The organism is Curtobacterium sp. MCBA15_016 (assembly GCF_001865105.1).
Lineage (GTDB): Bacteria > Actinomycetota > Actinomycetes > Actinomycetales > Microbacteriaceae > Curtobacterium.
This window is the reverse complement of record NZ_MJGR01000001.1, coordinates 48,284-72,850: the sequence shown is the minus strand read 5'-3', so window position 1 is coordinate 72,850 and position 24,567 is coordinate 48,284. Positions and strand designations below refer to the sequence as shown.

Sequence of the window (24,567 nt, the reverse complement as noted above, 5' to 3'; positions counted from 1 at the left end):
TCCCCTTCTTCTGGGTCGCGATGATGCTCGCTGCCGAAGGAGCGGGGGCGCCGTTCCTGGTCATCCTGGCCCCGCTCGGACTGGGAGTGCTTGTGTTCGGCCTCTCCCTGTTCGTCCAGACGAGTGCCGCCCGGTAGGTGATCGGCTCCACAGACGGATGGTTCCTGCGTTGCGGCCCAGCGATACGGGAGCGGCCTCCCCAGTGATGCAGGGGCGCGTCGCGGCGTCAGCCCTGGACGGTCCAGGCAGCGGAGATGCTCCGGTCGACGACACGGCGCCACCCGTCCGGAGCGGCAGGGTCGTGGCTGGCCATCCCAGCCATCCACAGGACGGTCATCAGGTCATCGGGCGTGAAATCCGCGGCGAGAACGCCGGCGGTGTGTGCGTTGGCGACGAGTTCCGCTCCGAGCGCCATGGATCGTTCGCATGCGTTGATGAGGAGGACGGCGTCGGGGTAGCGCCGGAGCATCGCGTCGTTCATCGCCGGGTCGCTTCGCTGCAGGTCGATCATCTCAGCGATGAAGGTCTCCAACTGCGCGCGCGGAGTGTCCTGGGACAGTGTCCGTTCCCGCAGGGTGCGGAGCTTCGCGCCCGCGATGTCGGGCACGACGGCGTCGATGAGGTCTTCGCGCGATCCGATGCGGTTGTAGAGCGTCCCGATGCTCACCCCGGCCTCGCGCGCGATGTCCTCCAGTGGCGCAGAGAGCCCTCGCTTTGAGAAGACGGCGATCGCGGCAGCGCGGAGCTTCTCGACGTTCGCCTGCGCGTCTCGGCGCAGGCGGGGTGCGGTGCTCACAGCGACTCCGGAGGAAATTGAGGTCAGCCTCAACATAGGCTGCAGAGGTTTGAGGACGACCTCAACTTACCGCACCAGCTCGCACGGCCCGGCGGTGGGCCACGGAAGGACGCATCATGCCCCTCATCACCATCATCGGCGCAGGCCCTGGTCTGGGTCTCGAGATCGCGCGGGCCTTCGGGCAGAAGGGCTTCGACGTCGCGCTCGTGGCCCGCAGCCAGGCGAACGTGGACTCCCTGGCGGGTGAGCTCGTCGCGGAGGGCATCCAGGCTCGTGGTTTCACCGCCGACGTCAGCGAGCCCGACACGATCCGGAGTGCCCTCCGATCGATCCGGGAAGCGCTCGGGCCGATCGACGTCCTCGAGTTCTCCCCGGCTGACCGGACCCTGGAGTCGGTCGACGCGGTGGACGTGACGATGGAGAACCTGCAGCCACAGCTCGACTTCTACCTCGGCGGCGCGATCGCGGCCGTCGGGGAGGTCCTCCCGGGCATGATCGCGGCGGGCGCCGGCACGGTCCTCGTGACCACCGGTGGCGGTGCGCTCGCCCAGACGCCGGTCCGCGGGAACGTCAACATCGCAGCGGCGGGGCTCCGGAACTGGACGCTCAACCTCAATGCCGCTCTCGCTGACAAGGGTGTCTACGTCGGGTTCGTCGCCATCACCGCACTGATCGGCGGTGGGCGACCGGACGCTGAACCGGCGGTCATCGCGCAGTCCTACGTGAAGCTCCACGACGAGCGGCGGGATGCCGAGCTGCACTACGTCGCGTACGACGGCTGACGCGCCTCCCGCCCGGGCTGCTGGCCTGGGCGGGATCCGCCGGGCTGCTGGGACCCGGGTCCGCGCGGTTCAGTCGGCGCCAGCCGCTGCAGCCGCCGCGGCGAAGGTCCGGAGTGTCGCCACCTGCTCGGCCGTGCTCGGTGGCGCGTCGGCCATCTGCCACGTCGACACGAGCGCGATCATGCCGCCGATCGTGAAGGTCCGGGCGTCCCCGGTCAGAGCGATCTCCGGTCGATGGTGATCGGGATCGTGATCCGACTCCGACAGCCAGGTCGTCATCGCGGCTGCGAGCACCTCGGCGACGCGCTCGCCACGTGGAACGGCGCGGAGCTTGTCGAAGAAGCCGCGATCCGCACGACCCGCGGCGAGCAGCGGTTCGATCCCGCGCTCCCGAACGGCGTCGGTGAGGGCCTGTGGGAGGTTCGCAGCGGCCTCGTCGAGGGGGAGCCAGTCCTCGAGGAGGCGGCTGATCCAGAGGTCCGTCGCGAGGTCGCCGACGTTGCTGTAGTGGTTGTGGAGGGCCTGCCTGCTCAACCCGGCACGCTGTGCCACGGCGCTCATCGAGATCGTCTCGCCCTTCGGTGTCTCGGACACCAGGGCGGCCAACGCCCGGATCAGGGCAGCGCGGGTGCGGGTGACGCGCGGGTCCACCCGTTGGCTCGCGAGCGGCACCGTGCCTGTTCCGTCCGTCATGAGTCCATCTTGCCAGAGCGGGGACACTGATGTACGTTCGTCATCTACTGGACAACTGTAAAGAATATCATGACGCACGTGACCGAGCCCGCCAATGGCCGCGGAGACGGCCCGCAGCACCCCGAGTTCGAAGCGGCGGTCGCGGGCGGCGCGCTGGACTCCGAAGGGCCGGGATCAGCGCATCGCTACCGGAACCTGGTCCTCGGTGCGATCGCGATCCTGCTCCTGGCGATGGCGATGTTGACGACCTACTCGAGCGCGTTCGGCAACCCGACGCCGAACAACGTCCATCTCGCGGTCACCGGCGACGCTGACGCGATCGTCGCGCTCGAGCAGCAGGGGTCGCTGGATCTCACCGTCGTGGCTTCTGAGCAGCAGGCACGATCCGCCGTGCTCGACCGCGACGTCGACGGCGCCGTCATCCTGCCGGCGCCGGGCAAGGGCGCCGGCGTCACCACCTACACCGCCAGCGGCGGTGGCCGCGGGCTGGGCCAGGCGGTCTCCGGTATCGGCGACTCGATCGCGGCGAAGCTGCAGACCACCAACACGGCCACCGACCTCGCACCCCTGCCGAAGCAGGACCCGGTCGGGTCGATCGAGTTCTACGCGATCCTCTTCGCCGGCCTGGGGGCTGCCCTCGGTGCAACGGTGTTCGGACGCATCCTCGGCACGGTCGACACGGCCGCGAAGTTCGTCGAGCGCAGCATCGTCCTCGTGCTCTACGCCGGTCTCCTCGCCGGACTGATCACCCTGTGGATCGACTCCGCACTCGGGGCGGTGACCGTCGGTCCCTGGGCCGTGTTCGGGATCCTCTGGCTGACTGGAGTCGCCATCGGGGGAGGGGTCACGGGCGTCGCCGCACTGGGTGGGACCATCGCGGCTCTGGTGATGACGCTCGCCCTGGTGATCCTCGGGAACACGTCATCCGGTGGCCCGCTCGGGATCCACGTCCTCAACGACTTCTTCCAGACGCTCTACTACGTCTTCCCGCAGGGCGACGCGCTCGACCTGCTGCGGTCCGTCCAGTACTTCGACGGCGCTGCGGTCGCCGCCCCGATCATCCGGCTGAGCATCTGGGCAGTGGCAGGGATCCTGCTCACCCTGACGGCGATGCTCATCCGGAACCGACGCGAAGCCGCTGCTCGACCGAAGGGCGGACTCCGTCACGAGCAAGGTCCCCGCTCGGCAGCCGGCCCATCGGGCTCCCACCTCGAGTCCGCCGCAGGCACGCCGAACGCGGCCTTGCTGCCGTTGACCCCGACGCCCTGAACACCACAGGCCTGCTCGACGCCCGCAATCGGTCGAACCACTCCCGGTCCGACCGGCGGGAACCATCACGACAACCACTTCTGCACACAACCAGCCCTCATTGCTGAGGACGATCGGAGGACCGCACCATGCCAGGCAAGATCGATGTCCACCAGCACCTGCTCCCGCCCCGCTACTTCGAGGCAATGGCAGCGGCAGGATCGAAAGCGATGGGGGCCGGCGGCCCGGGGGATGCGCCGGCTGCGACCGGAGGGTCCGCGCAGTGGGACCCGTGGGGTGAGAGCGGCGGGACCGCACCGCGACGAGGGCCCCGGGCCATCGGCGGCTGGTTGATGCCGGAGTGGAGCCCCGAAGCGGCGATCGCGATGATGGACGAAGTGGGGATCGAGACCGGGATGCTCTCGATCAGCGCACCGGGCGTGCACTTCGGTGACGACGCCGCGGCGCGCCAACTCGCCCGCGAACTGAACGACTACCAGGCCAAGCTGGTCCGAGAGCGGCCCGACCGGTTCGGGCACTTCGCGGTGCTGCCGCTGCCGGACTTCGACGGCGCGGTCGCCGAAGCCGTGCGAGCACTCGACGAGCTCCACGCCGACGGTGTGCTCCTGCTGTCGAACGCGCAGGGACGGTACCTCGGCGACCCCGCGTACGAGCCGCTGTGGGCAGAACTGGCCGCCCGCTCAGCCGTGGTCTTCGTGCACCCCACCGCACCACCGATCACGCAGTTGCCGGGACTGCCCACCGCACTGCTGGACTTCCCGTTCGACACCACCCGCACCGCCGTGGATCTCGTCGCGCACGGCGTGTTCGACCGCTACCCGGAGCTGCGCGTGATCCTGTCCCACGCCGGCGGGTTCGTGCCCTACGCCGCTAGCCGGTTCAGCGCTGCCGCGATGTTCAACCCGGGCACCACGCCGGAGCGCATCCAAGCAGGCCTGCGCAAGTTCTACTTCGACACCGCCCTGTCCGCATCCCCCACGTCGCTGCCGTCACTGCTGGCGTTCGCGGAGCCCGGCCACATCCTCTACGGCAGTGACTTCCCCTACGCGCATCCCGACTGGACCGCGCGCTTCGACCATGACCTCAACGCCTACGACGGCCCTGGCGCAGAACGACTGCGTGACGTGCACCGGACAGCCGCCGAACAGCTCTTCCCCCGCTTGGCGAGCGAGAGCGTTCCGAGGCGTCAATGACCGTGGGGACTGTCGGGAGGATGAGCGCGTCGTGGTCGGCACACGACCTCGCGCGCCTCATCGGAGCATCCTTCTCCGACGACATCGCGGTGCCGCAGGCGCTACCGCTCATCGTTGCCACCGGTGGGCCGCGGCGTCCGATGAGCCGTGGTCGGCCTGACAGGGCATTCGCACGCACCGCCCTGCGCAGGCTCTGCGACGAGATCACGGCGCGGACGTCATCGCCGTTCACCAACACGCGGGGGCGTTCACGGTCGGCAAGAGCGAGCCGGCGGGGCTGACGGGCGACCCGGCACTCGCCTACGGTGCAGCGCTCGCGAGTGCCGGAGCGCGGGTGATCCTGCCGGACCTCGTCGGGTTCGAGGAGCGACGACGCGACTGGACCGACGACCCCGCCGCGGACGAACGGCTCGACGCATTGTTCCGGGTGTCGAACGGCAGCAGTCTGCAGGCGAAGCACACGCGCGACATCGCAACGGTGACGAGCTGGATGCAGGCCACGGGTGCGGTCGGTACCGACCTCGAGATCATCGGGCACTCGCTCGGCGGTCAGGTCGCGCTGTTCTGCCTCGCTGTCGACCCCCGCCTGACGCGGGGCGTCGTGAGCTGCGGCATCGGGACGCTGGCCTCGTTCGAGTCGGAACGCATTCGCCATAATCCCGCGTGGTTCGTCCCGGGGCTCACCGCGGCCGGCGACGTTCGGCTCGTCGCCTCCGCCGTCGATCAGCCCGTCTTCGTCGCCGCCGGACGTGACGACTGCCTCTTCCCGCTCCAGGGCGTGCGGCAGGTCCTCGAAGCGTTCCGCCCAGGCATCCTGACCACCGAGGTGTTCAACGGCGGACACGCGATGCCGGCGCACGTCCTGGACGCAGCCGTCCGGCATCTGCTCCGAGCGCGGAACGCAGACTGACCTCCTCGCCCGTCCGGTCGTCGATCGACCGGCCCTCCGTCACGCCCCCATCTGCACGACCCCGATCGCGGACAGCACGAACGCCACGATCGCCGCGCTCGACCGGACCACGTCGATCCGCTCCCACCGCACCACGACCCGCTTCCAGTCCGCCGGCGGGTCGAGCGGATCCCAGTCGTTGACCCCGATGTTGATCGGGACCGTACCGAGGAACGACGCGAGGACGAACACCCCGAGCGCCACTGCGGCTGCCACTCGCCACCTGAGACTGTCGCCCGCGCCGGCGACGACCAGGACGGCGAGGGTGGCGAGCACTGCCGGCACCATCAGCATCGGCACGACGACCTTGAGCGACTTGACGAGCGCGATCCGCGTGCGGAGGTGGGCATCGTCCGGCAGGGAGGCCATCGCGGGTTGGACGCCCCACCGCACGATGAACTCCTCACCGGCGAGGAGACCGACGAGGACGAGCTGCACGACCAGGACCACGTTCACGGACCACAGCCTCGTCCGAGCCACTCACACCACGCTGACGTGGCGCTCACACAGGTTCGACAGAGCCGTCATCGGTGCCTGGGAGCCGCGACGGCGCGCATTCGACCACGAAACGGAACAGGAGCGGCCCCGCTGCCTGCGGGGTCGCTCCTGTTGACCGTGGCTCTTACGACTGCGCGACGCAGACCTGCTTGACGCTCGTGACGTGGCCCGTCGAAGCGCCGATCTGGAACGTGTACGTGTGGTACCCGGAGTTGTAGCTGTACGAACCGCTCTTCGTGACCACGCGGATCAGGTTCGTTCCGGCCGAATTGCGGTCTGGTGAACCGAAGATGTGGACTTCACCCGTGCTCGTCCAGTTCAACTGGGCGGTCTTGTTCCCGCACCCGATGGTCAGGAGTGACCCGATCTTCTCGGCGTGTGCCGGACCTCCGGTGAACAGGGTGGCGGTGACGAAGGCCACGGCGACCAGCAGGAGAGCGCCGAATCGCTTTCGACCGGTAAAGGTCGACGTCGTTTCTCGGGAGATTTGGCTGGTGATGTTCATGTTGCCTCATTCACTTCCGCTCGGGGATTCCCCGAAATGCCTTCGGGATCCCGTTCGGACGCTAACACCGGCGAGATGCGGTCAACAGTCCGCTGTTCTGTGGACTGCAATTCCCGGAGCATTGCGTATAGGGTCTCCGCCACAGCCGCAGCAGTGTTCCTCGGGCACGCTGGAGCGGCACCGCTGACGATCGGGGGACCGTGCAACAACGCTGTGACCAGTGCCGACTGCCCATCCAAGGCGAACCGGTCCGGACGGCCACACGGACGCTGTGCGACGCGTGCGGGACGACCTTCCTCGGGCTAGCTGCCGGAACGATGGCCGGCAACGGCGACGTCGGGCAGTCGATCGCGACGGCCGGCTGGTTCGAGCGACTGCGCCGACGCAAGCTGGACTGAGCACCGCGACCGAGGTCACCGGACCGCTGCGAGCACCGCCGCCTCGTCGGCCGCCCCGAGCCCCGCCCGCCGCGGCCGCTCCAGCCCGCGATCCCGCTCGTCGTCGAGCACCCCAGCGAGGGTCTCCGTCAGCGGACGACTCCGACCCCCGGCATCGCGGAACTCCCGCGCAGACCGGTGCATCAGCGCCGCATCGGAGTGCGGAAGCCACAGCGGCAACGACCTCGGCCCCGCCCAGTACTGCACGTCGTGGGTGAGCAGCACGTCGTCCTCGACCTCGACGAGCTCGCCGTCGAACCCCGTGGCGTCGACGACCAGGCGGAAGAAGTCCCGCATCGGCACGACCTCGCCCACGGCGTTGACGACCCCGGTCTGGCCCGTCCGCCAAGCACGTCCGACCCACGCGGCCAGGTCCGCGACGTCGATGACCTGCACGGAGCGCCCTTCCGACGTGGGGACCAGCACCGGCCCGGGTCGGCTGAGTCGGGCGGGCCAGTACCCGAACCGGTCGCTCGGGTCGCCCGGGCCGACGATGAGGCCGGGTCGGGCGACGAGGAGCCGCGATCCGAGTCGGTCGGCGCTGCTCCGCTCGGCGGCGACCTTGGCGTCCGCGTACTGCGTCAGGTCGACGGGTTCGACGACCTCGGCGGTCTCGTCCGCGCCCGGTTCGTCGTTCCGGGCGTAGACGGAAACGGTGGACACGAGCGTCCAGTGCGCGGCGGAGTCCGCGAGCGCGTCGAGCGCGGGACGGACGAGGTCCGGATCGGACGAGAGTTCGACCACCTCGTCCCACGCGCCACGCACGGGTTCGTAGGCACCGTCCGCACGACGATCGGTGCGGACGAGTCGGGCGCCGTCCGGGACGTCACCCGTCGCACCGCGTGCGAGGCAGGTGACCTCGACGCCGTCCTCGAGGAGGTCCCGGACGATCGCACGTCCGAGCCACCCGGTCCCACCCAGCACCAGTGCCCGCATGGACCCATTCAACCGTGGTCGACCCCGAGCGTCCGGCTCGTCCACCCCGCCAGTGCGGCGGTCGCCGTCCTCGAGATCGTGGCGTCGGGGAGCATGCTCGTGAAGCCGTGGAAGGCTCCTGGCCACACGTGCAGCTCGGCGTCGACGCCCGCCGCCCAGAGTCCACTCGCGAAGGCCACGGTCTCGTCGCGGAAGACCTCGGCGCTGCCGCAGTCGATGTAGGTGCGCGGGAGTCCGGCGAGGTCCGTCGCCCGCGCGGGAGCGGCGTACACGGACACGTCGTCGGTGGCGCGCCGGCTGCCGAGGTAGGCGTCCCAGCCGAACCTGGTCAGCTGGCGGTCGGCGACGCCGACACCGTCGATCTGCACGGTGGAGACGGTCTCGTCGCGGTCGTCGAGCATCGGCGACACAAGGATCTGGGCCAGCAGCGACGGCCCGCGTCGGTCGCGGGCGAGCAGGGCCGTGCCCGCTGCGAGGCCGCCGCCGGCGCTCTGTCCGGCGATGACGATGCGGTCCGGGTCGATGCCGAGCTCCTCGGCGTGCTCGGACACCCACACGAGCCCGGCGTAGCAGTCCTCGACCGGGAACGGGTCCGGGTACTCGGGCGCGAGCCGGTAGTCCACGCTGACGAGCACGACGTCGTGGACCAGCAGCCAGTCGTCGTAGGAGTCGAGGTTCCCGAGGTGGTGGCCGAACACCATGCCGCCCCCGTGGATCGTGTACACCCCCGTGGTCGCTCCGGTGCGACCGATGCGCTGGATCACCGCGAGGTCGATCGGGTCGCCGCGGTGACCGGGGACTGTGATGCGTCGACGCTCGTACCCGCGTGCGTGCAGCCGTGCGTCGAGTTCGGCCTCGGTGACGTCGAGCTGCCGCATCTGCGGCAACACCTCGGGCGTGATGGTGACGGGACCGCGCGCTGCGAGGGCGTCGAGGAACGGCACGAGTTCGGGGTCGAACGGCGGGCGGGTGATGACTTCGGACACGGGTGCACTCCTTCGATGAAGAAGTGGCGACCCCCGTGAGCCGCGTGTGAGTACCCGGCAGCCGATGGGGCGCGGGCCTTTTCCCTCTGCGCCCGACGATAGCGCATCCCCGACGGGTGCCCACCCACGCCGATCAGGTCGGTCGGTGCTGCTCCGCGTACCGACGCGCACGACCGATCCGCCGTATCGAGAGCGGGATCGCCCAGGCGAGCACGACGACCATCGCGACCAGGAAGACCACGGGCAGCAGCCCCAGGTCGCCGCGGACCGCGGACGAGACGAACTGGAACGCGATGGCGATGTACAGCAGGCCCGTGAACACCAGCTGGAACTGCAGGGCGAGCGGGACGATCCGGGCGTACCGGACCGCTCCCGCGCGGTCGGCCTCGTCGAGGGGGAGCTCCTTGCCCCGCAGCACCACCTTCGCGTACCGCTGCAGGCGGCCGAGGTCCCGCCCACCGCTGTCGCGGAGCGCGCGGTTCAGCGGGAGCGCCACGACGATCGCGGCCATCGCCGTCGCGGTGAAGGTCAACTGGCCCCCGAGCAGGACGACCTGGAGGAGCGCGCCGCCCCGGTCCGAGAAGGCCGCAAGGAGCGTCACCCCGATCGTGCAGACCACCGCGGCGATGACGAAGGTCGTCGCGATCGAGCGGATCGCGCGTCGGACCAGCCCGACGCCGGGGACGTCGTCGCTCAGGTCGCTGATGGGCGCCTCGGTGCCGCGGAACAGCGCACCGAGCGGGCGGGCGACGGCGAGGAGCACCCCGGCCCCGACGACGAGCAGCACCGGCACCCAGAGGGGCGCCTGCGCCGACAGAGCCGCCAGCACGAAGACCACGGCGGCCACGACGTCGACGGCCGCGACGACCGCCGAGACCCGGAACAGGGAGCGCTGGCTCTCGGGGGACGAGCGGTGGTCGTAGTAGCCGGCCAAGGCCCCGACGAGGACCGGTCCCATGACGACGAGCGGCGTGCAGACGGCCGCGGCGACGAGCCAGCCGTGCGCCGCGCTCCCGAGCTCGAGCGCCACGAGCAGCCCGCCGCCGAGGGACAGCGCCGTCGCGACGACGATCGTGGCGATGTACAGCAGGACCCGGATCACACCGTCGCCTCGGTCCCCCGGATCCGCCCGACGACGACGTCGACGATCCCCGCGAGCAACGCCGCCGCGACGAACCCGAGCGCCACGCCCAGTCCGAGCGGCAACCCCTGCGCGTAGTCGCCCTTCGAGCTCGCGAGCGCCGAGTAGAACACGCTGCCGACGGCGGCGATCCCGATCGCGGACCCGACGCGCGCACCGACCTGGATGAGCCCACCGGCCGAGCCGCCCTGCTCCACCGGCACCTCGGACAGCGTGAGCGTCTGGTTCGGCGAGATCGTCAGTCCGGAGCCGACACCGGCGACGAGGAGCGGCACGACGAGCCACCACCCGAGGTCGGACCGGTAGTGGTTCGCGACGACCCAGATGACCCCACCGAGGCCGATCAGGACCAGCACGGTCCCGACGACGATGAGCTGCCGGCCGAACCGCGAGACGACGCGACCGCCGATCGTCGACGCGACCCCGGACCCGATCGCGAACGGCACGGACGACAGGCCGGCGAGCAGCGCGGAGTAGCCGAGGCCCGACTGCAGGGCCAGCGTCAGGACGAAGAACAGCGGCGTGAACCCGGCGAAGTACAGCGTCGCGAGTCCGACACCGAGCGAGAACGACCGGCGGCGGAAGAGCCCGAGGTCGATGACGGGCTCCTTCGACCGCGCGTACCGCCGCTCCCACAGGACGAACAGCGCGCCGAGCACGACGGCGGCGACCACGAGCCACCACTTCGCCGTGCCCTTCCACTCCTGCGACTGCACGAACGGCAGCAGCAGGGCGACCACCGCGGCGCCGAGCAGGACGATTCCGACCGGGTCGAAGTCGTGCTTCCGGCCGCGTTCCACCCGGCTCGCCGCCGGCAGGTAGCGGAAGGCCAGGAGGATCGTGACGAGTCCCACGGGCAGGTTCACGAAGAAGACGAACCGCCAGCCGTTCTCGGTGCCGAAGGCCGTGATGAGCAGACCACCGACGAGGGGGCCGATCGCCGTGGCGATGCCGACCGTGGCGCCGAACAGCCCGAAGGCGGTGCCGCGCTCCTTCCCGCGGAACAGCTGCTGGATGAGCGCCGTCACCTGGGGTGTGAGCAGACCACCGGCGAGGCCCTGCACCAGCCGCGCGACGACCAGCACGATCCCGTTCGGGGCGAAGCCGCAGAGCGCGCTCGCCAGGGTGAAAAGGCCGACCCCGATGACGAACATGCGCCGGCGGCCGGAGGCGTCGCCCAGTCGACCTCCGGGGACGAGCAGGAGTCCGAACGACAGTGCGTAGCCGGACAGGATCCACTGCACGGCCTCCGGGGTGGCCCCGGGGAGTCCGGACGAGATCGACTGCAGCGCGACGTTGACGATCGACACGTCGAGCAGGACGATGCCGCCGCCGAGCAGGCAGATGACGAGGGCCTTCCACCGGTTCGGGTCCGGCTGGTCGCCGGATCCGGCGTCGGAGTGCTCGGATCGCTCGGGGGGCGCGGCGGTGGCCGCGTGGTGCGCATCGTGGTGCGCGACGGTGGGAGCCGCGTCGGGCTCGGCGGGGAGTCGGTGTTCGGGTGCCATGACGCTCTCACGCTAGGCCGCAGCGGAGGCGCTGGTCCGGCGAGCACGGATCTTGTCCACACCTTCAGGAGGCGCGGTGCGGGTCCGGTACGCCGGCTGGCAGCATGGCCTGGTGACGACCGATCCGGACCCCGCCCTCGTCCCCGAGCTCCTCGTCGCCGACGTGGACGCGAGCATCGCCTTCTGGTCCGGCCTGTGCGGGTTCACCGTGGCCTACGCGCGTCCCGAGGAACGGTTCGCCTACCTGACCCTCGGGTCGGCGCACGTCATGCTCGAGCAGGCCGGAGTCGGTCGGAACTGGCTCACCGGGCCGCTCGATCGACCACTCGGTCGCGGGATCAACCTGCAGATCGGTGTCCCGGACGCGGACGTCGTCGCGGCGTCGCTCCGTGCCGGCGGTGTGGAGCTCTTCATGCCGCCGGAGACGCGCTGGTACCGCGTGGGCGACGAGGAAGCCGGGGTGCGGCAGTTCCTGGTCACCGATCCCGACGGCTACCTGCTGCGCTTCCAGTCGTCCACGGGGCGTCGACCGGTCGCGCCGTAGCGCGACTCACGCGTCGTCGCGCAGCGACCGCACCATGCTCCGCAGTGCTCGGAGCGCCGCGCCCTGCTCGTCGGCCGACATCCCGCCGAGCATCCGGACCTCGACCCCGCGGACGGCTGCCGAGGCCTCGGCGAGACGCTCCCGCCCGAGCGGGGTGAGCTGGACCGGCAGCGCCTTGCCCACCGGTGCCTCCGACGCGCGCGACACCGAGCCGTCCCGTTCGAGCGCCTGCAGCAGGACGTTCATCGACTGTCGTGTCACGAACGCCCCGCGAGCGAGGTCGGAGTTCGACGACCCAGGGCGCTGAGCGAGCAGCTCGAGGCACGAGTAGTGCGTGACGGTCATGCCGAGCGGGCGCAGGACCGACTCCATCGCGGTGCGGAGCGCGCTCGCGGCCTCCTTGAGCAGGTACCCGAGGGACGTGTCCAGGTCGATGCCGTGTCCGTCTTGACGCATGTCAGTAGTCTGACATAGGTTCTTTCGTGTCAGATAACTGACACCAACGAAGGAGACCCCATGCCCGTCACCGGCCCCGACTTCATCTCGCTGCAGACCCGCGATCTCGATGCATCCCAGGCGTTCTACGAGCAGTACCTCGGCCTCGTCCGGTCGCAGGCGGGTCCGCCGCACGCGGTGGTCTTCGAGACCACGCCGATCGCGTTCGCCCTGCGCGACCTCGTGCCCGGCACCGACCTCGACGCCGTGGCACAGCCGGGCATCGGCGCGGCGATCTGGCTGCACGCGACCGACGTCCAGGCGATCCACGACGCGTTGGTCGCCGACGGCCACCGGATCGTCTCGGCGCCGATCGACGGGCCGTTCGGTCGGACGTTCACCTTCGCCGACCCGGACGGGTACCAGGTGACGCTGCACGACCGCGCCTGACGCCCTGGCACGGGCGGACCGGACGGTCTACGGTGTCGCCATGAGCGACGACGCCGGGGACGAGCAGCTGTGGCGATCGATCGTCGGGCGGCCGGCGCTCTGGATGGCCGTGGCGTGGACCGCCCTGGGTGTGGTGTGGCTCGTGTTCGCCGCGGTCGAGGGCGGCGACGACGCGTGGCGGTGGATCATCGGTGCGGTCTGGATCGCGCTCGGTGTCGGCCGGATCGCCGTCGCGGTCTGGGACCGGCGGCACCGCCGTGGGCGGTACGCCGGGCGCTGACCCGGCGGCGCGGGCGGTACGCCGGGCGCTGACCCGGCGGCGCGGCTCGTGTCAGTCGTCGTCGGGGGCGGTCCGGCGACGGGCGACCAGCAGGACGGCGACGAGCGCGGCGGCGACCACGGCCGCTATCCCGCCGAGGACCCACGGCGTCGCCCCGGGCCCGGACGATCCGGCCGTGGCGCCGGTCGCACCGGGACCGGCACCGGCACCGGCTGTGGCGCTCGGCGTCGGGGTGCCCGCGCTCGGGCTCTGCGTCGGTCCCGTCGCCGTCGGGGTCGGGGTCGGGGTCGGGGTCGGCGCTCCGGTCGACGTGAACCGGTAGCTCCCCGAGATCGGGTGTCCGTCCACCGAGACGCTCCGCCAGGTCACCGTGTACGAGCCGGCAGCCGTGAGGTCGGCGGCCGTGCGCAGCGTGCTGCCGTCGACGTCGACACTCCCCGCGCCGACCTCGGCGCCGTCCGGGCCGGTCACGCTGACGACGATCCCGGACTCGAGCCCGGCCAGCGGCGGCTCGGAGAACGTGAGGGCGACCTGGTCGAGGTCACCTCCGACCGTCGCGTCCGCAGCGGGTGCGGTCGAGGCGAGGACGTCGTGGGCGGACGCGGGGGCCGCCGTGACGAGGACGAACGCCAGGGCGACGGCCGACGCGGCGGTGGCGAGGAGGGCACGGAAGGGCACGGTCCATTGTCGCCGATCCTGACCGGACGCACAGGACGTCGGCCCGGACGACGGACCCCGTGACGGCTCAGTCCATCGCGTCGTCGTAGACCCCGATCAGCCGGTCGAGGAAGGTCTGCACCGTCGCACGCTCCGCGGGGTCCAGGTCGTCGACGATGCCTTCGATGCCCTCGATGAGCGGCAGCACGAGGTCGTACGCACGGTCCGAAGACTGCTCCGCCGCCGTGACGACGAGCTTGCGTCCGTCGCTCGGGTGCCGTTCCCGTCGGACGTGCCCGGCGCCCTCGAGCCGGTTCAGGACGAGCGTCATCGCGGCCGTCGAGATCTCGAGCCGACGGGCGAGCTCGGTCGGGGTGGCCGGCCCGGTCGCGATGAGGTGGTCCATCGCCTCGAGTCCCGCCGCGTCGACCGACAGTGCCGCGGCGAGGTGCCGCTCGAAGCGCTGCTGCCGGACACTGACCTGCTGCACGCGGGACCGGATGTCGTCGTCGGGGAGTGATCGCCCGTCGCGTCGCGCCGTCGCCCGGTCGTGGCGGTCCTGCCGGTCGTCGGGTCGGTCGGTCGCTGGGTGCTGGTCGTCGTTCGGCACGTCCACCATGGTAGTCGTGTACATTGCCAATCTCATTGGTAATCAACGACGTGAGGGACCATGACCGATCACACCCGCGGACGCGTGCTCATCTCCGGCGCGAGCATCGCCGGCCCGGCGCTCGCCCACTGGCTCCACCGCTTCTCGTTCGAGACGGTCGTCGTCGAGCGGGCGCCGTCCCTCCGCACCGGCGGGCAGAACGTCGACGTGCGCGGAGCCGGGCGTGAGGTCGCGCGCCGGATGGGCATCGAGGACGACATCCGCGCTGCCACGACGGGCGAGGTCGGCACCCGGTTCATCGGTCCGAGCGGCCGGACGATCGCGGCGTTCCCGGCGGGGACCTCGGACTCCGGCGGGGCCACCGCCGAGCTCGAGGTCCTGCGCGGTGACCTCGCGCGGCTCCTCGTCGACGGGACGTCCGACGCCACCGAGTACCGCTACGGCGACCGGATCACCCGCATCGACCAGGACGACGACGGCGTGACCGTGGGGTTCGAGCACGGCCCGGACGACCGGTTCGACCTGGTGGTCGCGGCGGACGGCATCGGATCGAGCACCCGTCGGCTGGTGTTCGGCGACGAGCCGGAGATCCGGTCGCTCGGGCTCGAGACGACGTACGGCACGATCCCCCGGACCGCGGCGGACGACGACTGGTGGCGCTGGTACAACGCACCGGGTGGCCGGTCGATCACCCTCCGTCCCGACCAGCACGGGACCATCCGCGCGGCGATGTCGGTCGTGACGGACCGGAAGCGGGAGCGAGCCGGCTCCGAGCGCGGCGACCTCGATGCGGTGCGCCGCCGCCTGCACGCGGTGTTCGGCGACGCCGGGTGGGAGGCCGAGCGGGTCCTCGCGGGGTTCGACCACTCCGAGGACCTCTACTCCGAGGCGATCGGACAGGTCCACGCCCCGCGCTGGTCGGACGGCCGGGTGGTGCTCCTCGGGGACGCCGCGTACTGCGCCTCGCCGGTGAGCGGCATGGGCACGAGCCTCTCGCTCACCGGTGCCTACGTCCTCGCCGGGGAGCTCGCCGCCCACGTCCATCACCGCGACGCCCTGCGCGCGTACGAGCGCATCATGCGCCCGTACGTCGCGAAGGCGCAGCAGCTGCCGCCGGGCACGCCGCGGATCGCGAACCCGAGGTCCCGGCTCGGGATCGCGGCCTTCGGCACCGCCGTCCGCGTGGCGTCGCTGCCCCTCGTCGGGCGCCTCGGCGCCCGCTTCGCCACCCCACCGGCCGAGGCGATCGACCTGCCGGAGTACGCGCACCTCGAGTGAGCCGGTGGCGGACGGGAGGCGCGGTGCGGGCCCGCCACGCGCCTCCCGTCCGTCCCGTCCTCCCGTCCCGCAGCGATGTGCGCTACGGTCCGGTCATGATCGTCTGGATCAACGGGACGCACGGCGTCGGCAAGACGACCACCAGCAGGCTGGTGCAGCCGCTCCTGCCGGACGCTCGCGTGCTCGATCCGGAGAAGGTCGGCGAGACCCTCATGGACGTCCGGCCCCCGCTGCCCGACTCCGGCGACTTCCAGCACTGGGACCCCTGGCGACCGCTCGTCGTCGAGACCGCGCGGCAGGTCCTGGCCTTCGCGGGCGGCACGCTCGTGATGCCGCAGACGGTCCTCGTCGAGCGGTACTGGCGGGAGATCGCGGACGGGTTCGCGGCGCACGGGATCCCGGTCCGGCACTTCGTGCTGCACGCGCAGGAAGACACGCTGCGGGACCGGATCCAGAACGACGCCGTGATGGGGCCGTCCACGTTCCGGTACAGCCGCGTCGAGCCCTACGCCGAGGCGGCACGCACCTGGCTGCACGCCGCGGCCGAGGTCGTCGACACGACGGAGACCCCGCCCGAGCAGGTGGCACGGAACATCGCCGACGCGGTGCTGCAGGTCGCACGGTGAGCGCCTTCGTGCAGCGGTCGCAGTGGTCGGTCGTGACGTCCGAACCGGCGGACGCGGCGGAGCTCGTCACGCGCATCCCCGACGTCCGACGGGCCACGGTCGAGGGCGCGCCCTCGGGGTTCTCGTTCGAGGAGCGGCGACGTGGCTCCGAACTGCTCTCCCTCGTGTCGATGGCGAGCACCGGCGTCGTCGAGGGAACGGTCGAGGCCGAGTCGGCGATGGTCCTCTTCTGGCTGAAGTCCGGCAGCGGTGCGGTCGACGGCGACGGGGTGCCCACCGGCCGTCCGGTCCTGTTCCGCCACGACCCGCAGCAGGTCCGGTGGGACGGGTTCCAGCTCGACCTCATCCGCATCGACCGGACCACGGTGGAGCAGGTCGCTGCCGAACGCGGCGCCTGGCAGCCCGGGCCGATCGAGTTCCAGCCGCACCACATCCCCGAGGGGCCGACGCTCGCCGCCTGGTGGTTGATGGTGCGCGCGGTGGCGGCCGACGTGCTGCGCGGTCCGGAGGAGGTCACCGAGGAGCACGAGCGTGAACTGACCCGCTTCGCGGCGGGCGGCCTGCTCACCGCGGTCCCGCACTGGCCGGTCGGGCAGGACCAGCCCCGCACGGCTGCGGCGGCACGGTTCGCCCGGGCCGAGGCGTACCTGCTCGAGCACGCGACCGAGCAGATCACCGTCGAGGACGTCGCGGCGGCCGCGGGCCTGAGCATCCGCGGGCTGCAGGACGCGTTCCGGCGCCACCACGGCATCACGCCGACCACCTACCTCCGGCGCATCCGACTGCTGCTCGCCCGTGAGGGCCTGGAGTCCGGGGACGACCGGAGCGTCGGGGACGTGGCGCGGGACTCGGGCTTCGCGCACCTCGGACGGTTCGCCGGCAGCTACCGCGACGAGTTCGGGGTGCTGCCCCGCGAGACCTGGCAGGCCGCGCGCCGCCGCTGATCCGCGCGCCGCCGCTGATCCGCGCGCCGCCGCTGAACGCCGCGCCGGTCAGGCCGCCAGCGGCGGGTCCCGCAGCGCCGGGCAGTGCTCCGGTGTCGGGTGCTCGGTGATCGCGATGACCTCGTCGAGCCGGTCCCGAGCGGCCTCGAGCTCGGCGAGCTGCGCCGTGATCCGGTCCCGCTCGGCGACGAGGAGCGCGAACGACTCCGGCGTCGCCACCCCCGCGTCCACGCAGGGCAGCAGCTGCACGATGGTGCGGCTCGGCAGCCCGGCGGCGAAGAGCTGCTGGATGAGCTGGACCCGCTCGACGGCGGGCACGGCGTAGGAGCGCTGGCCGCTCGCCGTCCGTCCGGCCGGCAGCAGGCCCTGCTCCTCGTAGTACCGGAGCGACCGCACGCTCACGCCGGTCGCCGCAGCGAGGTCTCCGATGCGCACGATCTCCTCCTTGCACCTGACATCGATGTGAGGTCTTAGCGTAGCCGAGCCGCTGCGGGAGGTGCCCGCTCGGCAGGAGGAACACCATGGACATCGCTGGATCGGTCGCACTCGTCACGGGCTCGAACCGGGGCATCGGACGACGGTTCGTGCAGCAGCTGCTCGAGCGCGGCGCCGCCAAGGTCTACGCCACGGCCCGGCGCCCCGAACTGGTCGACATCGAGGGGGTCGAGGTGCTCCCGCTCGACATCACCGACCAGGAGTCCGTCGCGGCGGCAGCGGCTGCGGCGTCCGACGTGACCCTGCTCGTCAACAACGCCGGGATCACCACGCAGGGCTCGCTGCTCACGGACGACCTGACCGACGTGCGGCGGGAGATGGACACGCACTTCTGGGGCAACCTCGGGATGGTCCGGTCGTTCGCGCCGGTGATCGAACGCAACGGCGGGGGCGCGATCGTGAACGTCCTGTCGGCGCTGTCCTGGTTCGCGTACCCGGGCTCGGGCGGGTACGCCGCCGCCAAGGCCGCGGAGTGGAACATGACGAACGCCGTCCGCCTCGAGCTGACCGGCCGGGGCGTCAGCGTCCAGGGGCTGCACCTCGGAGCCGCCGACACCGACATGATGGCCGGGTACGAGGGGCCGAAGGTCGACCCGGCCGAGGTCGCGCGGCTCTCCCTCGACGGTGTGGAGCGGGGCGCGGCGGAGGTCGTCGTGGACGACTGGAGCGCCGGGGTCAAGGCGTCGCTCGCCGAGGCGCCCGAGCGGTTCTACGCGCAGTTCGCGTGATGCGGCCAGCGTGACCCGGGGGCGGACGGGAGGGACGGTGCGGGCCCGCACCGCGCCTCCCGTCCGCCGCTCCGACGTTCCGCGCGCTCGTCGCGTCCTCCGCGCTCGCCGCGTCAGGACCGCGCACGGGATCGGACCGACGGCGTCAGCGATCCGTCAGGACGCTGTCCGCACGGCCGCCCCCGCCGGATCGTGGAGTGGTGACCCTGACCGCGATCCTCCCGACGCTCCGCGCGTCCCTCCCCGACCCCGTGGACCCGACCCTCTGGCCCGCCCACACCGAACCCACGACCGGCGACGTCCTGGTCGCCGCCGTGTCGATGGTCCGGCTGGCCGAACTCGCCGGCACCCCGTGCGTGCACACCGCCGAACAGGCACCGCCCCGCTACCGACCCCGCACGTGGACGCCGGGCGAGGTGAGCGTCGCCGTGGCGTCGGTGCTGCGCGTGCGGCGCCCCCGGACCGGTGTCGTCCTCCTCGAACTCGACGCGGTGCTCCCCCGGTTCGCCGTCCTCGACCAGGTGCGGCTCATCGGCCGGGTGAGCACGGCGGCCCCGACCGGGACGTACGTCCTCACCCCGTGCGCCGGCGCGGAGGACGGTCCCTTCCACCGGCTCCCGGCCCCGTTGCCCGCGGACGTCCGCGAGGGCGACCTGCTCTGCTTCCCCTGCGTGACCGCGATCCGGCACCGCGACGTCGTGGTGCCGGTCCGCGCCGAGGTCGTCCGGTGAGCGCCGTCTCCGACCTGCGCACACGCGTGGTCGACGGCCCGCACGTGTGGGGCCGGTACTCCGTGCGCCCCGTCGACCGGACGATGTGGAGCACGAGGACCCTCGTCGTCTACCCGCCTGGCACGACCCGCCGCGAGCGTGCGGTGCTCCGCGCGTGGTCGGCGTGGCCGGCCGTCGGGGCCCTCCTGGCGATCGCCGTGATGGCCGCGCTCGCACCCCGCGCCGCCCTCGGGACCGTCGCCGCCGTCGGGGTGTACGCAGGCGGCTTCCTGGTGCTCGGGCGGGCCGCTCGTCGACTCCGTCCCGGCGTCCGGACGCTGATCGTGACGACCTTCCACGGCACCGGGCGACCCGAGGTGCACGGGGACGTCCGGTTGCTCGGCGCCTCGCTCGACGCGTTGACCGTGCCGGAGCGGGCGCTCCGTGCCGGTGCGATCCGACCGGTGGACTTCGAGTCGATCTGGGCCGACGTCTGGGACGACCTGCCGAGCGGCCCGCGGTCCCGGGTCAGTCGTGCAGGAACGCCTCGAGCTGCCGGGCCACGAGGTCCGGTCGGGTGATGAACGGATGGTGCCCCGTCGGGAGTTCGACCGACCGGGTGGCCCGCGCCGCGTGCTCCCGCTGGAGTGCGACGGTCGTCGAGCGGTCCTCGGCGCACACCACCGCGGTGGAGTCCACGCCGACCCACCCCTCGGCGCTCGTCGGGGTGCCGAACGCGCGGACGTCCTGCGAGGTGACCCGGTCCCACGCCGCCCGCTGCGTGGCGGCGTCGGCGTCCTGCAGGAACCGGGCGCCGAACGACCGCTCGTCGTACCCGTCGACGACGATCCGCACGTCGGCGTCCGGACGCACCGCGACGGGGTCCGGCTCGCCGGACATGATCGACCCCTGCGACGCCCCGACGGGCGGCAGGTAGCTCGACACGAGCAGCAGGTGCCGGACCGCGGGGTGCGGGCCCGCCTCGGCGATCACGGTCCCGCCGTAGGAGTGTCCGACGACGATGGCGTCGGGGACCTCGTCCAGGGCGCGGCGGAGCGCGGCGGCGTCCTCCTGCAGGCCGCCGCCGGTGTCGGTCTCCCCGCACGACGGCAGGGCCACGGCGCGGCTGACGATCCCGGTCCGTTCGCGCAGCAGGTCGCCGGTCGGAGCCCACCACCAGTCCCCGACACGGACGAGGGCGCCGTGCACGAAGAGGACCGTCGGGCTCGTCACTCCATCACCATCGCGGACATGCGCGTCATCAGGCCACGGGGGACGAAGCGGTGCGCGCTCGCCAGCATGGCGTTGCGCGCGCCGGAGACGACCGTGGGTCCGCCGGCACGGGAGAACGCCCGCAGACCGACGCGTGCGACCTCCTCCGCCGACTGCCGACCGCCCTCGAGGAACGACCCGCCGCCCGCGGCGTCGAAGAAGCCCGTCGCAGTGGGCCCGGGGCACAGGGCGAGCACCCGGACGCCCTGCCCGCGCGTCTCCTGCCAGAGGGCCTCGGTGAAGGACAGGACGAACGCCTTCGTCGCGCCGTAGAGCGCCATGTGCGGGGTGGGCTGGAACGCGGCGGTCGAGGCCACGGTCATCACGCCGCCGACGCCGCGGGCGAGCATGCCGGGCAGGAACGCCCGCGTCAGCCGGACCAGCGCGGTCTCGTTGAGCGCGATCTGCTGCACGATGCCGTCCTCGGGCTGCTCGGCGAAGGTGCCGTGCCACCCGACCCCGGCGTTCGCGATCAGGACGTCGACGCGGGTGCCGTCGAGCGCCGTGATCACCTCGTCGACGCCGGCGGCCGTCGCCAGGTCGGCCGGGAGCACCCGCACGCGCACACCGTGGCGTGCGTGGATGCCCGAGGCGACGGCGTCGAGCCTGTCGGCGGACCGGGCGACCAGGACGAGGTCGGCGCCACCCGCGGCGAGGCCCTCCGCCAGCGACTCGCCGATGCCGCCGCTCGCACCGGTCACGAGGGCCAGTCGGCCCCGGAACGGTTCGGGGTTCCGCGCCACGGCTCAGCCCGCCGTGCGGAGGAAGTCGGCGATCGGGGTGGAACCGGTGTTGAACCGGATCGTCCGGCCGATCGTCTCGTCGCCCTCGACCGCGTCGGCCACCACGTGCGCGACGTCGCCGCGCGGGACCTGCGTCGAGGAGCCGTCCCAGTCGACCGAACCCGTGGGCTCGTCGTCGGTGAGGGTGCTCGGCGCGACGACCGTCCAGCGGAGCCCCGAGTCGCGGAGGACGGCGTCGGCGATCATCTTCGACTGCGCGTACGCGAAGAAGTCGTCGTCCTGCGGCACCCCGTGGTCGAGGAGCGAGCCGGACCAGGAGACCATGACGTAGCGGTCGGCACCGGCCTTCGCGGCACCCTGCACGGACAGGATCGCCGCGTCGCGGTCGATCGCCCAGGTGCGGTCCGCCGATCCGCCGCCGGCACCGGCCGACCAGACCACGGCGTCGTGTCCGTGGATGAGCTCGGCGAAGTCGGTGAGGGTCTGCTGCTGGATGTCGGCGACGTGCGGCTGCCCGCCGTGGGCGCGGATCTCGTCGGCCTGGTCGGGGTCGCGGATGACCGAGGTGACGGTGTGGCCGCGGTCGGTGAGGATGCGGGTGGCGAGGAGTGCGACCTTGCCGTGGCCGCCGAGGACGATGACGTTGCTCATGCGTCGGACGCTACTCGCGGCGGCTCAGCGCGCGAGGTGCGCGAGGTGCGCACCAGCGGACGGGAGGCGCGGTGCGGGCCGGCACCGTCCCTCCCGTCCGGCGGTCCGTCGCGTCAGCCGACCCGCCGGCGCTGCACGAGGGTCGCGACGCCGAAGGCGGCCAGCAGGATGCCGACGCACCACGCGAGGGCCACCCACAGGTCCGCGTCGAGCGGCTGCCCGGCGAACAGGGCACGGATCGAGTCCACGATCGACGTCACCGGCTGGTGCTCCGCGAACCACCGGACCGGCCCGGGCATGGAGTCGGTCGGCACGAACGCCGAGCTGATGAAGGGCAGGAAGACGAGCGGGTACGAGAACGCACTCGCGCCGTCCACCGACGTCGCCGACAGCCCGGCGACGACCGCGATCCAGGTGAGCGCCAGCGTGAAGAGCACCAGGATCCCGAGCACCGCGAGCCACGCCCCGATGCCCGCGCTGCTGCGGAACCCCATGAGCAGGGCGACCCCGACGACCACGGTCACCGACACGGTGTTGGCGACGAGGGACGTGAGCACGTGCGCCCACAGCGACGCCGCCCGGACGATCGGCATCGACCGGAAGCGCTCGTCGATCCCCGCCTGCAGGTCGAGGAACAGCCGGTACGAGGTGTACGCCACCCCGGACGCCACCGTGATGAGGAGGATCCCCGGCAGCAGGTAGTCGATGTACGGCGTGCTCCCGGTGTCGATCGCGCCGCCGAAGACGTACACGAACAGCAGCAGGAAGGCGATCGGCATCACGGCGGTGGTGATGATCGTGTCCGGGCTCCGGAGCACGTGTCGCAGCGAGCGCCCGGTCAGGACGGCGGTGTCGTGGATCGGGTGGGCGGACATCAGGCCACCTCCTTCGTGGTGTCGGCCTTCGTGGTGTCGGCGTCGGGACGGTGTCCGATGACGGCGAGGAAGACGTCCTCGAGCGTGGGGCGCTTCTCGACGTACTCGACCGTCGCGGGCGGGAGCAGTCGCTGGAGTTCGGCGAGGGTGCCGTCGGCGATGATGCGGCCCTCGTGCAGGATGGCGATCCGGTCGGCGAGCTGCTCGGCCTCGTCCAGGTACTGCGTCGTGAGCAGGACCGTGGTACCGCCCGCGGCGAGGGCGCGGACGGCGTCCCAGACCTCGATGCGGGCCTCGGGGTCGAGGCCGGTCGTCGGCTCGTCGAGGAAGACCACCGACGGGTCGCCGATCAGGCTCATCGCGATGTCGAGCCGGCGGCGCATCCCGCCCGAGTACGTCCCCGCGCGGCGGGACCCGGCATCCGTGAGCGAGAACCGGTCGAGCAGCTCGTCGGCGATGCGCCCGGCGTGCCGGAGGTGCCGGAGCCGTGCGACGAGGACGAGGTTCTCGCGGCCGGTCAGCACCTCGTCCACGGCGGCGAACTGCCCGGTGAGGCTGATCGCCTCGCGGACCGCACCCGGATCGGCGGCCACGTCGTGCCCCGCGACCGACGCGGTGCCGGCGGTGGCCGTCGTCAGGGTCGCGAGGATGCGGATCGCGGTCGTCTTGCCCGCGCCGTTCGACCCGAGCAGGGCGACCACGGAGCCGGCCTCGACGTCGAGGTCGACCCCACGGAGGACGCGCAGGTCGCCGAAGGACTTCTCGAGCCCCCGGACCCGGATCGTCGCGGTCACGACGGCTCCCCGTCCGCATCGGCCGCCGCGATCGCGTCGACGAGGCGCTGCTGCTCCTTGCTGAGCCACGACCCGAGGCCGTAGTTCGCCTTGAAGTCCTCGGCGAAGGCGATCGGGTCGTCGCCGACCACCGCGCGGACGCTCGTTCCGTCGGCGGCGCTCTGCTCGAACAGGTCCGCGAGGTCGTCGAGCATGCGCATGAGCTGCTCGCCGTCGCTCGGGCCGGTGTACATCAGATACCGCTCGATGCCGTCGACGGCGGTGCGGTGGCTCGTCGGCAGCGCTGCCGTGCGGGCCTTGTACTGCTTCCAGCGCTTCTTGTCGCCGATGAGCTTGGTCGTGATGTCCGAGATCGAGATCCCCATGATCAGTCCTGTCCGTTCGTGCTGCTGGTGGTGTGCCGGAGGTGGTCGAGCCGCTCGGCGAGGAAGGTCCACGCCCGCCAGAAGTCGTCGAGCTGCTCCTGCCCGCGGGCGTTCAGCGTGAACACCTTGCGGGGCGGGCCCTTCTCCGACGGGACCTTCTCGACGTCGACGAGGCCGCGCTGCTCGATGCGGACGAGCAGGGCGTAGACGGTGCCCTCGGCGATGTCGGTGAACCCCTGCTCCCGGAGCGAGGCGGTGATGTCGTACCCGTGGGCCGGGCGGCCGGCGAGCACGGCGAGGACGATCCCCTCGAGGATGCCCTTGAGCATCTCGGTCTCCTGCTTGGGCATGCGTGCCTCCTGCGGTCGGTGCCGTGTGTCGTGGTGCGCTGTACTCAGTGTCGCTGACTACTGGTAC

At 71.9% G+C, this 24,567-nt stretch carries 32 protein-coding genes; 13 read left to right on the top strand and 19 right to left on the bottom strand.

From position 1 onward, the window contains the following. Positions 1 to 226 precede the first annotated feature (226 nt). Entirely contained in the window at positions 227 to 829 is a 603-nt protein-coding gene (locus BIV03_RS00415; protein ID WP_254790656.1) for a TetR/AcrR family transcriptional regulator, read from the bottom strand. An 83-nt stretch (positions 830 to 912) separates the two neighbouring features. Here BIV03_RS00415 and BIV03_RS00410 point away from each other — a divergent pair, with 83 nt between their 5' ends. Beyond that, entirely contained in the window at positions 913 to 1,578 is a 666-nt protein-coding gene (locus BIV03_RS00410) for an SDR family oxidoreductase (protein WP_056121039.1), read from the top strand. 69 nt (positions 1,579 to 1,647) lie between these two features. Here BIV03_RS00410 and BIV03_RS00405 read toward each other — a convergent pair whose 3' ends face one another. Further along, positions 1,648 to 2,271 carry a hypothetical protein gene (locus BIV03_RS00405; RefSeq protein ID WP_139201803.1) on the bottom strand — a complete coding sequence of 208 codons (624 nt, stop codon included), beginning with the start codon at positions 2,269 to 2,271 and terminating at the stop codon, positions 1,648 to 1,650. A 78-nt stretch (positions 2,272 to 2,349) separates the two neighbouring features. Between BIV03_RS00405 and BIV03_RS00400 the strand changes: the two genes are divergently transcribed. The 3 genes from BIV03_RS00400 to BIV03_RS00390 all read left to right on the top strand — a co-directional run bounded on the left by BIV03_RS00400 (position 2,350) and on the right by BIV03_RS00390 (position 5,643). Next, positions 2,350 to 3,540, top strand: a complete 1,191-nt coding sequence (locus BIV03_RS00400; protein ID WP_139201802.1) for an ABC transporter permease — start codon at positions 2,350 to 2,352, stop codon at positions 3,538 to 3,540. A 128-nt stretch (positions 3,541 to 3,668) separates the two neighbouring features. Then, the gene (locus BIV03_RS00395; protein ID WP_083403099.1) at positions 3,669 to 4,733 is read left to right on the top strand and encodes an amidohydrolase family protein; all 1,065 of its coding nucleotides are present in this window, start codon (positions 3,669 to 3,671) and stop codon (positions 4,731 to 4,733) included. Between the two features lie 166 nt (positions 4,734 to 4,899). Further along, the gene (locus BIV03_RS00390; protein WP_368086568.1) at positions 4,900 to 5,643 is read left to right on the top strand and encodes an alpha/beta hydrolase family protein; all 744 of its coding nucleotides are present in this window, start codon (positions 4,900 to 4,902) and stop codon (positions 5,641 to 5,643) included. A gap of 39 nt (positions 5,644 to 5,682) precedes the next feature. Here BIV03_RS00390 and BIV03_RS00385 read toward each other — a convergent pair whose 3' ends face one another. The 6 genes from BIV03_RS00385 to BIV03_RS00360 form a co-directional block, all read right to left on the bottom strand. Further along, a complete protein-coding gene (locus BIV03_RS00385) occupies positions 5,683 to 6,138 on the bottom strand; it encodes an anthrone oxygenase family protein (protein WP_071294211.1) in 456 nt (151 codons plus the stop codon). Between the two features lie 166 nt (positions 6,139 to 6,304). Continuing rightward, positions 6,305 to 6,601: a hypothetical protein gene (locus tag BIV03_RS00380; RefSeq protein ID WP_071294210.1), complete on the bottom strand. Its 297-nt coding sequence runs from the start codon at positions 6,599 to 6,601 to the stop codon at positions 6,305 to 6,307. A gap of 497 nt (positions 6,602 to 7,098) precedes the next feature. Beyond that, positions 7,099 to 8,058, bottom strand: coding sequence for an NAD-dependent epimerase/dehydratase family protein (locus BIV03_RS00375; protein WP_071294209.1), 960 nt, complete (start codon positions 8,056 to 8,058; stop codon positions 7,099 to 7,101). Positions 8,059 to 8,066: 8 nt separating this feature from the next. After that, positions 8,067 to 9,044, bottom strand: a complete 978-nt coding sequence (locus BIV03_RS00370) for an alpha/beta hydrolase (RefSeq protein ID WP_071294208.1) — start codon at positions 9,042 to 9,044, stop codon at positions 8,067 to 8,069. A 133-nt stretch (positions 9,045 to 9,177) separates the two neighbouring features. Then, a complete protein-coding gene (locus BIV03_RS00365; protein WP_071294207.1) occupies positions 9,178 to 10,146 on the bottom strand; it encodes a hypothetical protein in 969 nt (322 codons plus the stop codon). Beyond that, the gene (locus tag BIV03_RS00360) at positions 10,143 to 11,693 is read right to left on the bottom strand and encodes an MFS transporter (RefSeq protein ID WP_139201801.1); all 1,551 of its coding nucleotides are present in this window, start codon (positions 11,691 to 11,693) and stop codon (positions 10,143 to 10,145) included. Before BIV03_RS00360 ends, BIV03_RS00365 begins: the two co-directional genes overlap by 4 nt. A 112-nt stretch (positions 11,694 to 11,805) precedes the next feature. Between BIV03_RS00360 and BIV03_RS00355 the strand changes: the two genes are divergently transcribed. Beyond that, positions 11,806 to 12,237, top strand: coding sequence for a VOC family protein (locus BIV03_RS00355; protein WP_071294346.1), 432 nt, complete (start codon positions 11,806 to 11,808; stop codon positions 12,235 to 12,237). 6 nt (positions 12,238 to 12,243) lie between these two features. On the opposite strand, the gene BIV03_RS00350 is transcribed toward BIV03_RS00355, so the two are convergent. Then, a complete protein-coding gene (locus BIV03_RS00350; RefSeq protein WP_071294206.1) occupies positions 12,244 to 12,693 on the bottom strand; it encodes a MarR family winged helix-turn-helix transcriptional regulator in 450 nt (149 codons plus the stop codon). A 60-nt stretch (positions 12,694 to 12,753) separates the two neighbouring features. On the opposite strand from BIV03_RS00350, the gene BIV03_RS00345 reads away from it, so the two are divergent. After that, positions 12,754 to 13,122: a VOC family protein gene (locus BIV03_RS00345; protein ID WP_070417517.1), complete on the top strand. Its 369-nt coding sequence runs from the start codon at positions 12,754 to 12,756 to the stop codon at positions 13,120 to 13,122. Between the two features lie 40 nt (positions 13,123 to 13,162). Beyond that, a complete protein-coding gene (locus BIV03_RS00340; protein ID WP_071294205.1) occupies positions 13,163 to 13,402 on the top strand; it encodes a hypothetical protein in 240 nt (79 codons plus the stop codon). A 51-nt stretch (positions 13,403 to 13,453) separates the two neighbouring features. Here BIV03_RS00340 and BIV03_RS00335 read toward each other — a convergent pair whose 3' ends face one another. Further along, positions 13,454 to 14,080 carry a copper resistance CopC family protein gene (locus BIV03_RS00335; RefSeq protein ID WP_071294204.1) on the bottom strand — a complete coding sequence of 209 codons (627 nt, stop codon included), beginning with the start codon at positions 14,078 to 14,080 and terminating at the stop codon, positions 13,454 to 13,456. Between the two features lie 67 nt (positions 14,081 to 14,147). Beyond that, positions 14,148 to 14,669 carry a MarR family winged helix-turn-helix transcriptional regulator gene (locus tag BIV03_RS00330; RefSeq protein WP_229084766.1) on the bottom strand — a complete coding sequence of 174 codons (522 nt, stop codon included), beginning with the start codon at positions 14,667 to 14,669 and terminating at the stop codon, positions 14,148 to 14,150. 60 nt (positions 14,670 to 14,729) lie between these two features. Between BIV03_RS00330 and BIV03_RS00325 the strand changes: the two genes are divergently transcribed. The 3 genes from BIV03_RS00325 (at position 14,730) to BIV03_RS00315 (ending at position 17,517) form a co-directional block, all read left to right on the top strand. Continuing rightward, positions 14,730 to 15,947 (top strand): FAD-dependent monooxygenase, encoded by a 1,218-nt coding sequence (locus BIV03_RS00325; RefSeq protein WP_071294203.1) that lies wholly within the window; start codon positions 14,730 to 14,732, stop codon positions 15,945 to 15,947. Positions 15,948 to 16,042: 95 nt separating this feature from the next. Beyond that, on the top strand, positions 16,043 to 16,573 hold the full coding sequence (locus BIV03_RS00320) for an AAA family ATPase (protein ID WP_071294345.1): 531 nt from the start codon (positions 16,043 to 16,045) through the stop codon (positions 16,571 to 16,573). Beyond that, positions 16,570 to 17,517 (top strand): helix-turn-helix domain-containing protein, encoded by a 948-nt coding sequence (locus tag BIV03_RS00315; RefSeq protein WP_070417521.1) that lies wholly within the window; start codon positions 16,570 to 16,572, stop codon positions 17,515 to 17,517. The genes BIV03_RS00320 and BIV03_RS00315 overlap by 4 nt, the downstream gene beginning before the upstream one ends. A 48-nt stretch (positions 17,518 to 17,565) precedes the next feature. On the opposite strand, the gene BIV03_RS00310 is transcribed toward BIV03_RS00315, so the two are convergent. After that, entirely contained in the window at positions 17,566 to 17,952 is a 387-nt protein-coding gene (locus tag BIV03_RS00310) for a MerR family transcriptional regulator (protein WP_071294202.1), read from the bottom strand. An 86-nt stretch (positions 17,953 to 18,038) separates the two neighbouring features. Between BIV03_RS00310 and BIV03_RS00305 the strand changes: the two genes are divergently transcribed. The 3 genes from BIV03_RS00305 to BIV03_RS00295 all read left to right on the top strand — a co-directional run bounded on the left by BIV03_RS00305 (position 18,039) and on the right by BIV03_RS00295 (position 20,031). After that, positions 18,039 to 18,740, top strand: a complete 702-nt coding sequence (locus BIV03_RS00305) for an SDR family oxidoreductase (RefSeq protein ID WP_071294201.1) — start codon at positions 18,039 to 18,041, stop codon at positions 18,738 to 18,740. A 200-nt stretch (positions 18,741 to 18,940) separates the two neighbouring features. Continuing rightward, entirely contained in the window at positions 18,941 to 19,471 is a 531-nt protein-coding gene (locus BIV03_RS00300) for a hypothetical protein (RefSeq protein WP_071294344.1), read from the top strand. Next, positions 19,468 to 20,031 (top strand): DUF6611 family protein, encoded by a 564-nt coding sequence (locus BIV03_RS00295; protein WP_071294200.1) that lies wholly within the window; start codon positions 19,468 to 19,470, stop codon positions 20,029 to 20,031. The genes BIV03_RS00300 and BIV03_RS00295 overlap by 4 nt, the downstream gene beginning before the upstream one ends. On the opposite strand, the gene BIV03_RS00290 is transcribed toward BIV03_RS00295, so the two are convergent. The 7 genes from BIV03_RS00290 to BIV03_RS00260 all read right to left on the bottom strand — a co-directional run bounded on the left by BIV03_RS00290 (position 19,979) and on the right by BIV03_RS00260 (position 24,500). Continuing rightward, positions 19,979 to 20,683: an alpha/beta fold hydrolase gene (locus BIV03_RS00290; protein WP_071294199.1), complete on the bottom strand. Its 705-nt coding sequence runs from the start codon at positions 20,681 to 20,683 to the stop codon at positions 19,979 to 19,981. The two genes, BIV03_RS00295 and BIV03_RS00290, sit on opposite strands and share 53 nt — an antisense overlap. After that, positions 20,680 to 21,465 carry an SDR family oxidoreductase gene (locus tag BIV03_RS00285; protein ID WP_071294198.1) on the bottom strand — a complete coding sequence of 262 codons (786 nt, stop codon included), beginning with the start codon at positions 21,463 to 21,465 and terminating at the stop codon, positions 20,680 to 20,682. Before BIV03_RS00285 ends, BIV03_RS00290 begins: the two co-directional genes overlap by 4 nt. Positions 21,466 to 21,468: 3 nt before the next feature. Beyond that, positions 21,469 to 22,116, bottom strand: coding sequence for an SDR family oxidoreductase (locus BIV03_RS00280; protein WP_071294197.1), 648 nt, complete (start codon positions 22,114 to 22,116; stop codon positions 21,469 to 21,471). A gap of 113 nt (positions 22,117 to 22,229) precedes the next feature. After that, the gene (locus BIV03_RS00275) at positions 22,230 to 22,991 is read right to left on the bottom strand and encodes an ABC transporter permease (protein WP_071294196.1); all 762 of its coding nucleotides are present in this window, start codon (positions 22,989 to 22,991) and stop codon (positions 22,230 to 22,232) included. Next, positions 22,991 to 23,785: an ABC transporter ATP-binding protein gene (locus BIV03_RS00270; RefSeq protein WP_071294195.1), complete on the bottom strand. Its 795-nt coding sequence runs from the start codon at positions 23,783 to 23,785 to the stop codon at positions 22,991 to 22,993. The genes BIV03_RS00275 and BIV03_RS00270 overlap by 1 nt, the downstream gene beginning before the upstream one ends. Beyond that, positions 23,782 to 24,150 (bottom strand): DUF1048 domain-containing protein, encoded by a 369-nt coding sequence (locus BIV03_RS00265; protein ID WP_071294194.1) that lies wholly within the window; start codon positions 24,148 to 24,150, stop codon positions 23,782 to 23,784. Before BIV03_RS00265 ends, BIV03_RS00270 begins: the two co-directional genes overlap by 4 nt. Positions 24,151 to 24,152: 2 nt before the next feature. After that, positions 24,153 to 24,500, bottom strand: a complete 348-nt coding sequence (locus BIV03_RS00260; RefSeq protein WP_070417530.1) for a PadR family transcriptional regulator — start codon at positions 24,498 to 24,500, stop codon at positions 24,153 to 24,155. Positions 24,501 to 24,567 lie beyond the last annotated feature (67 nt).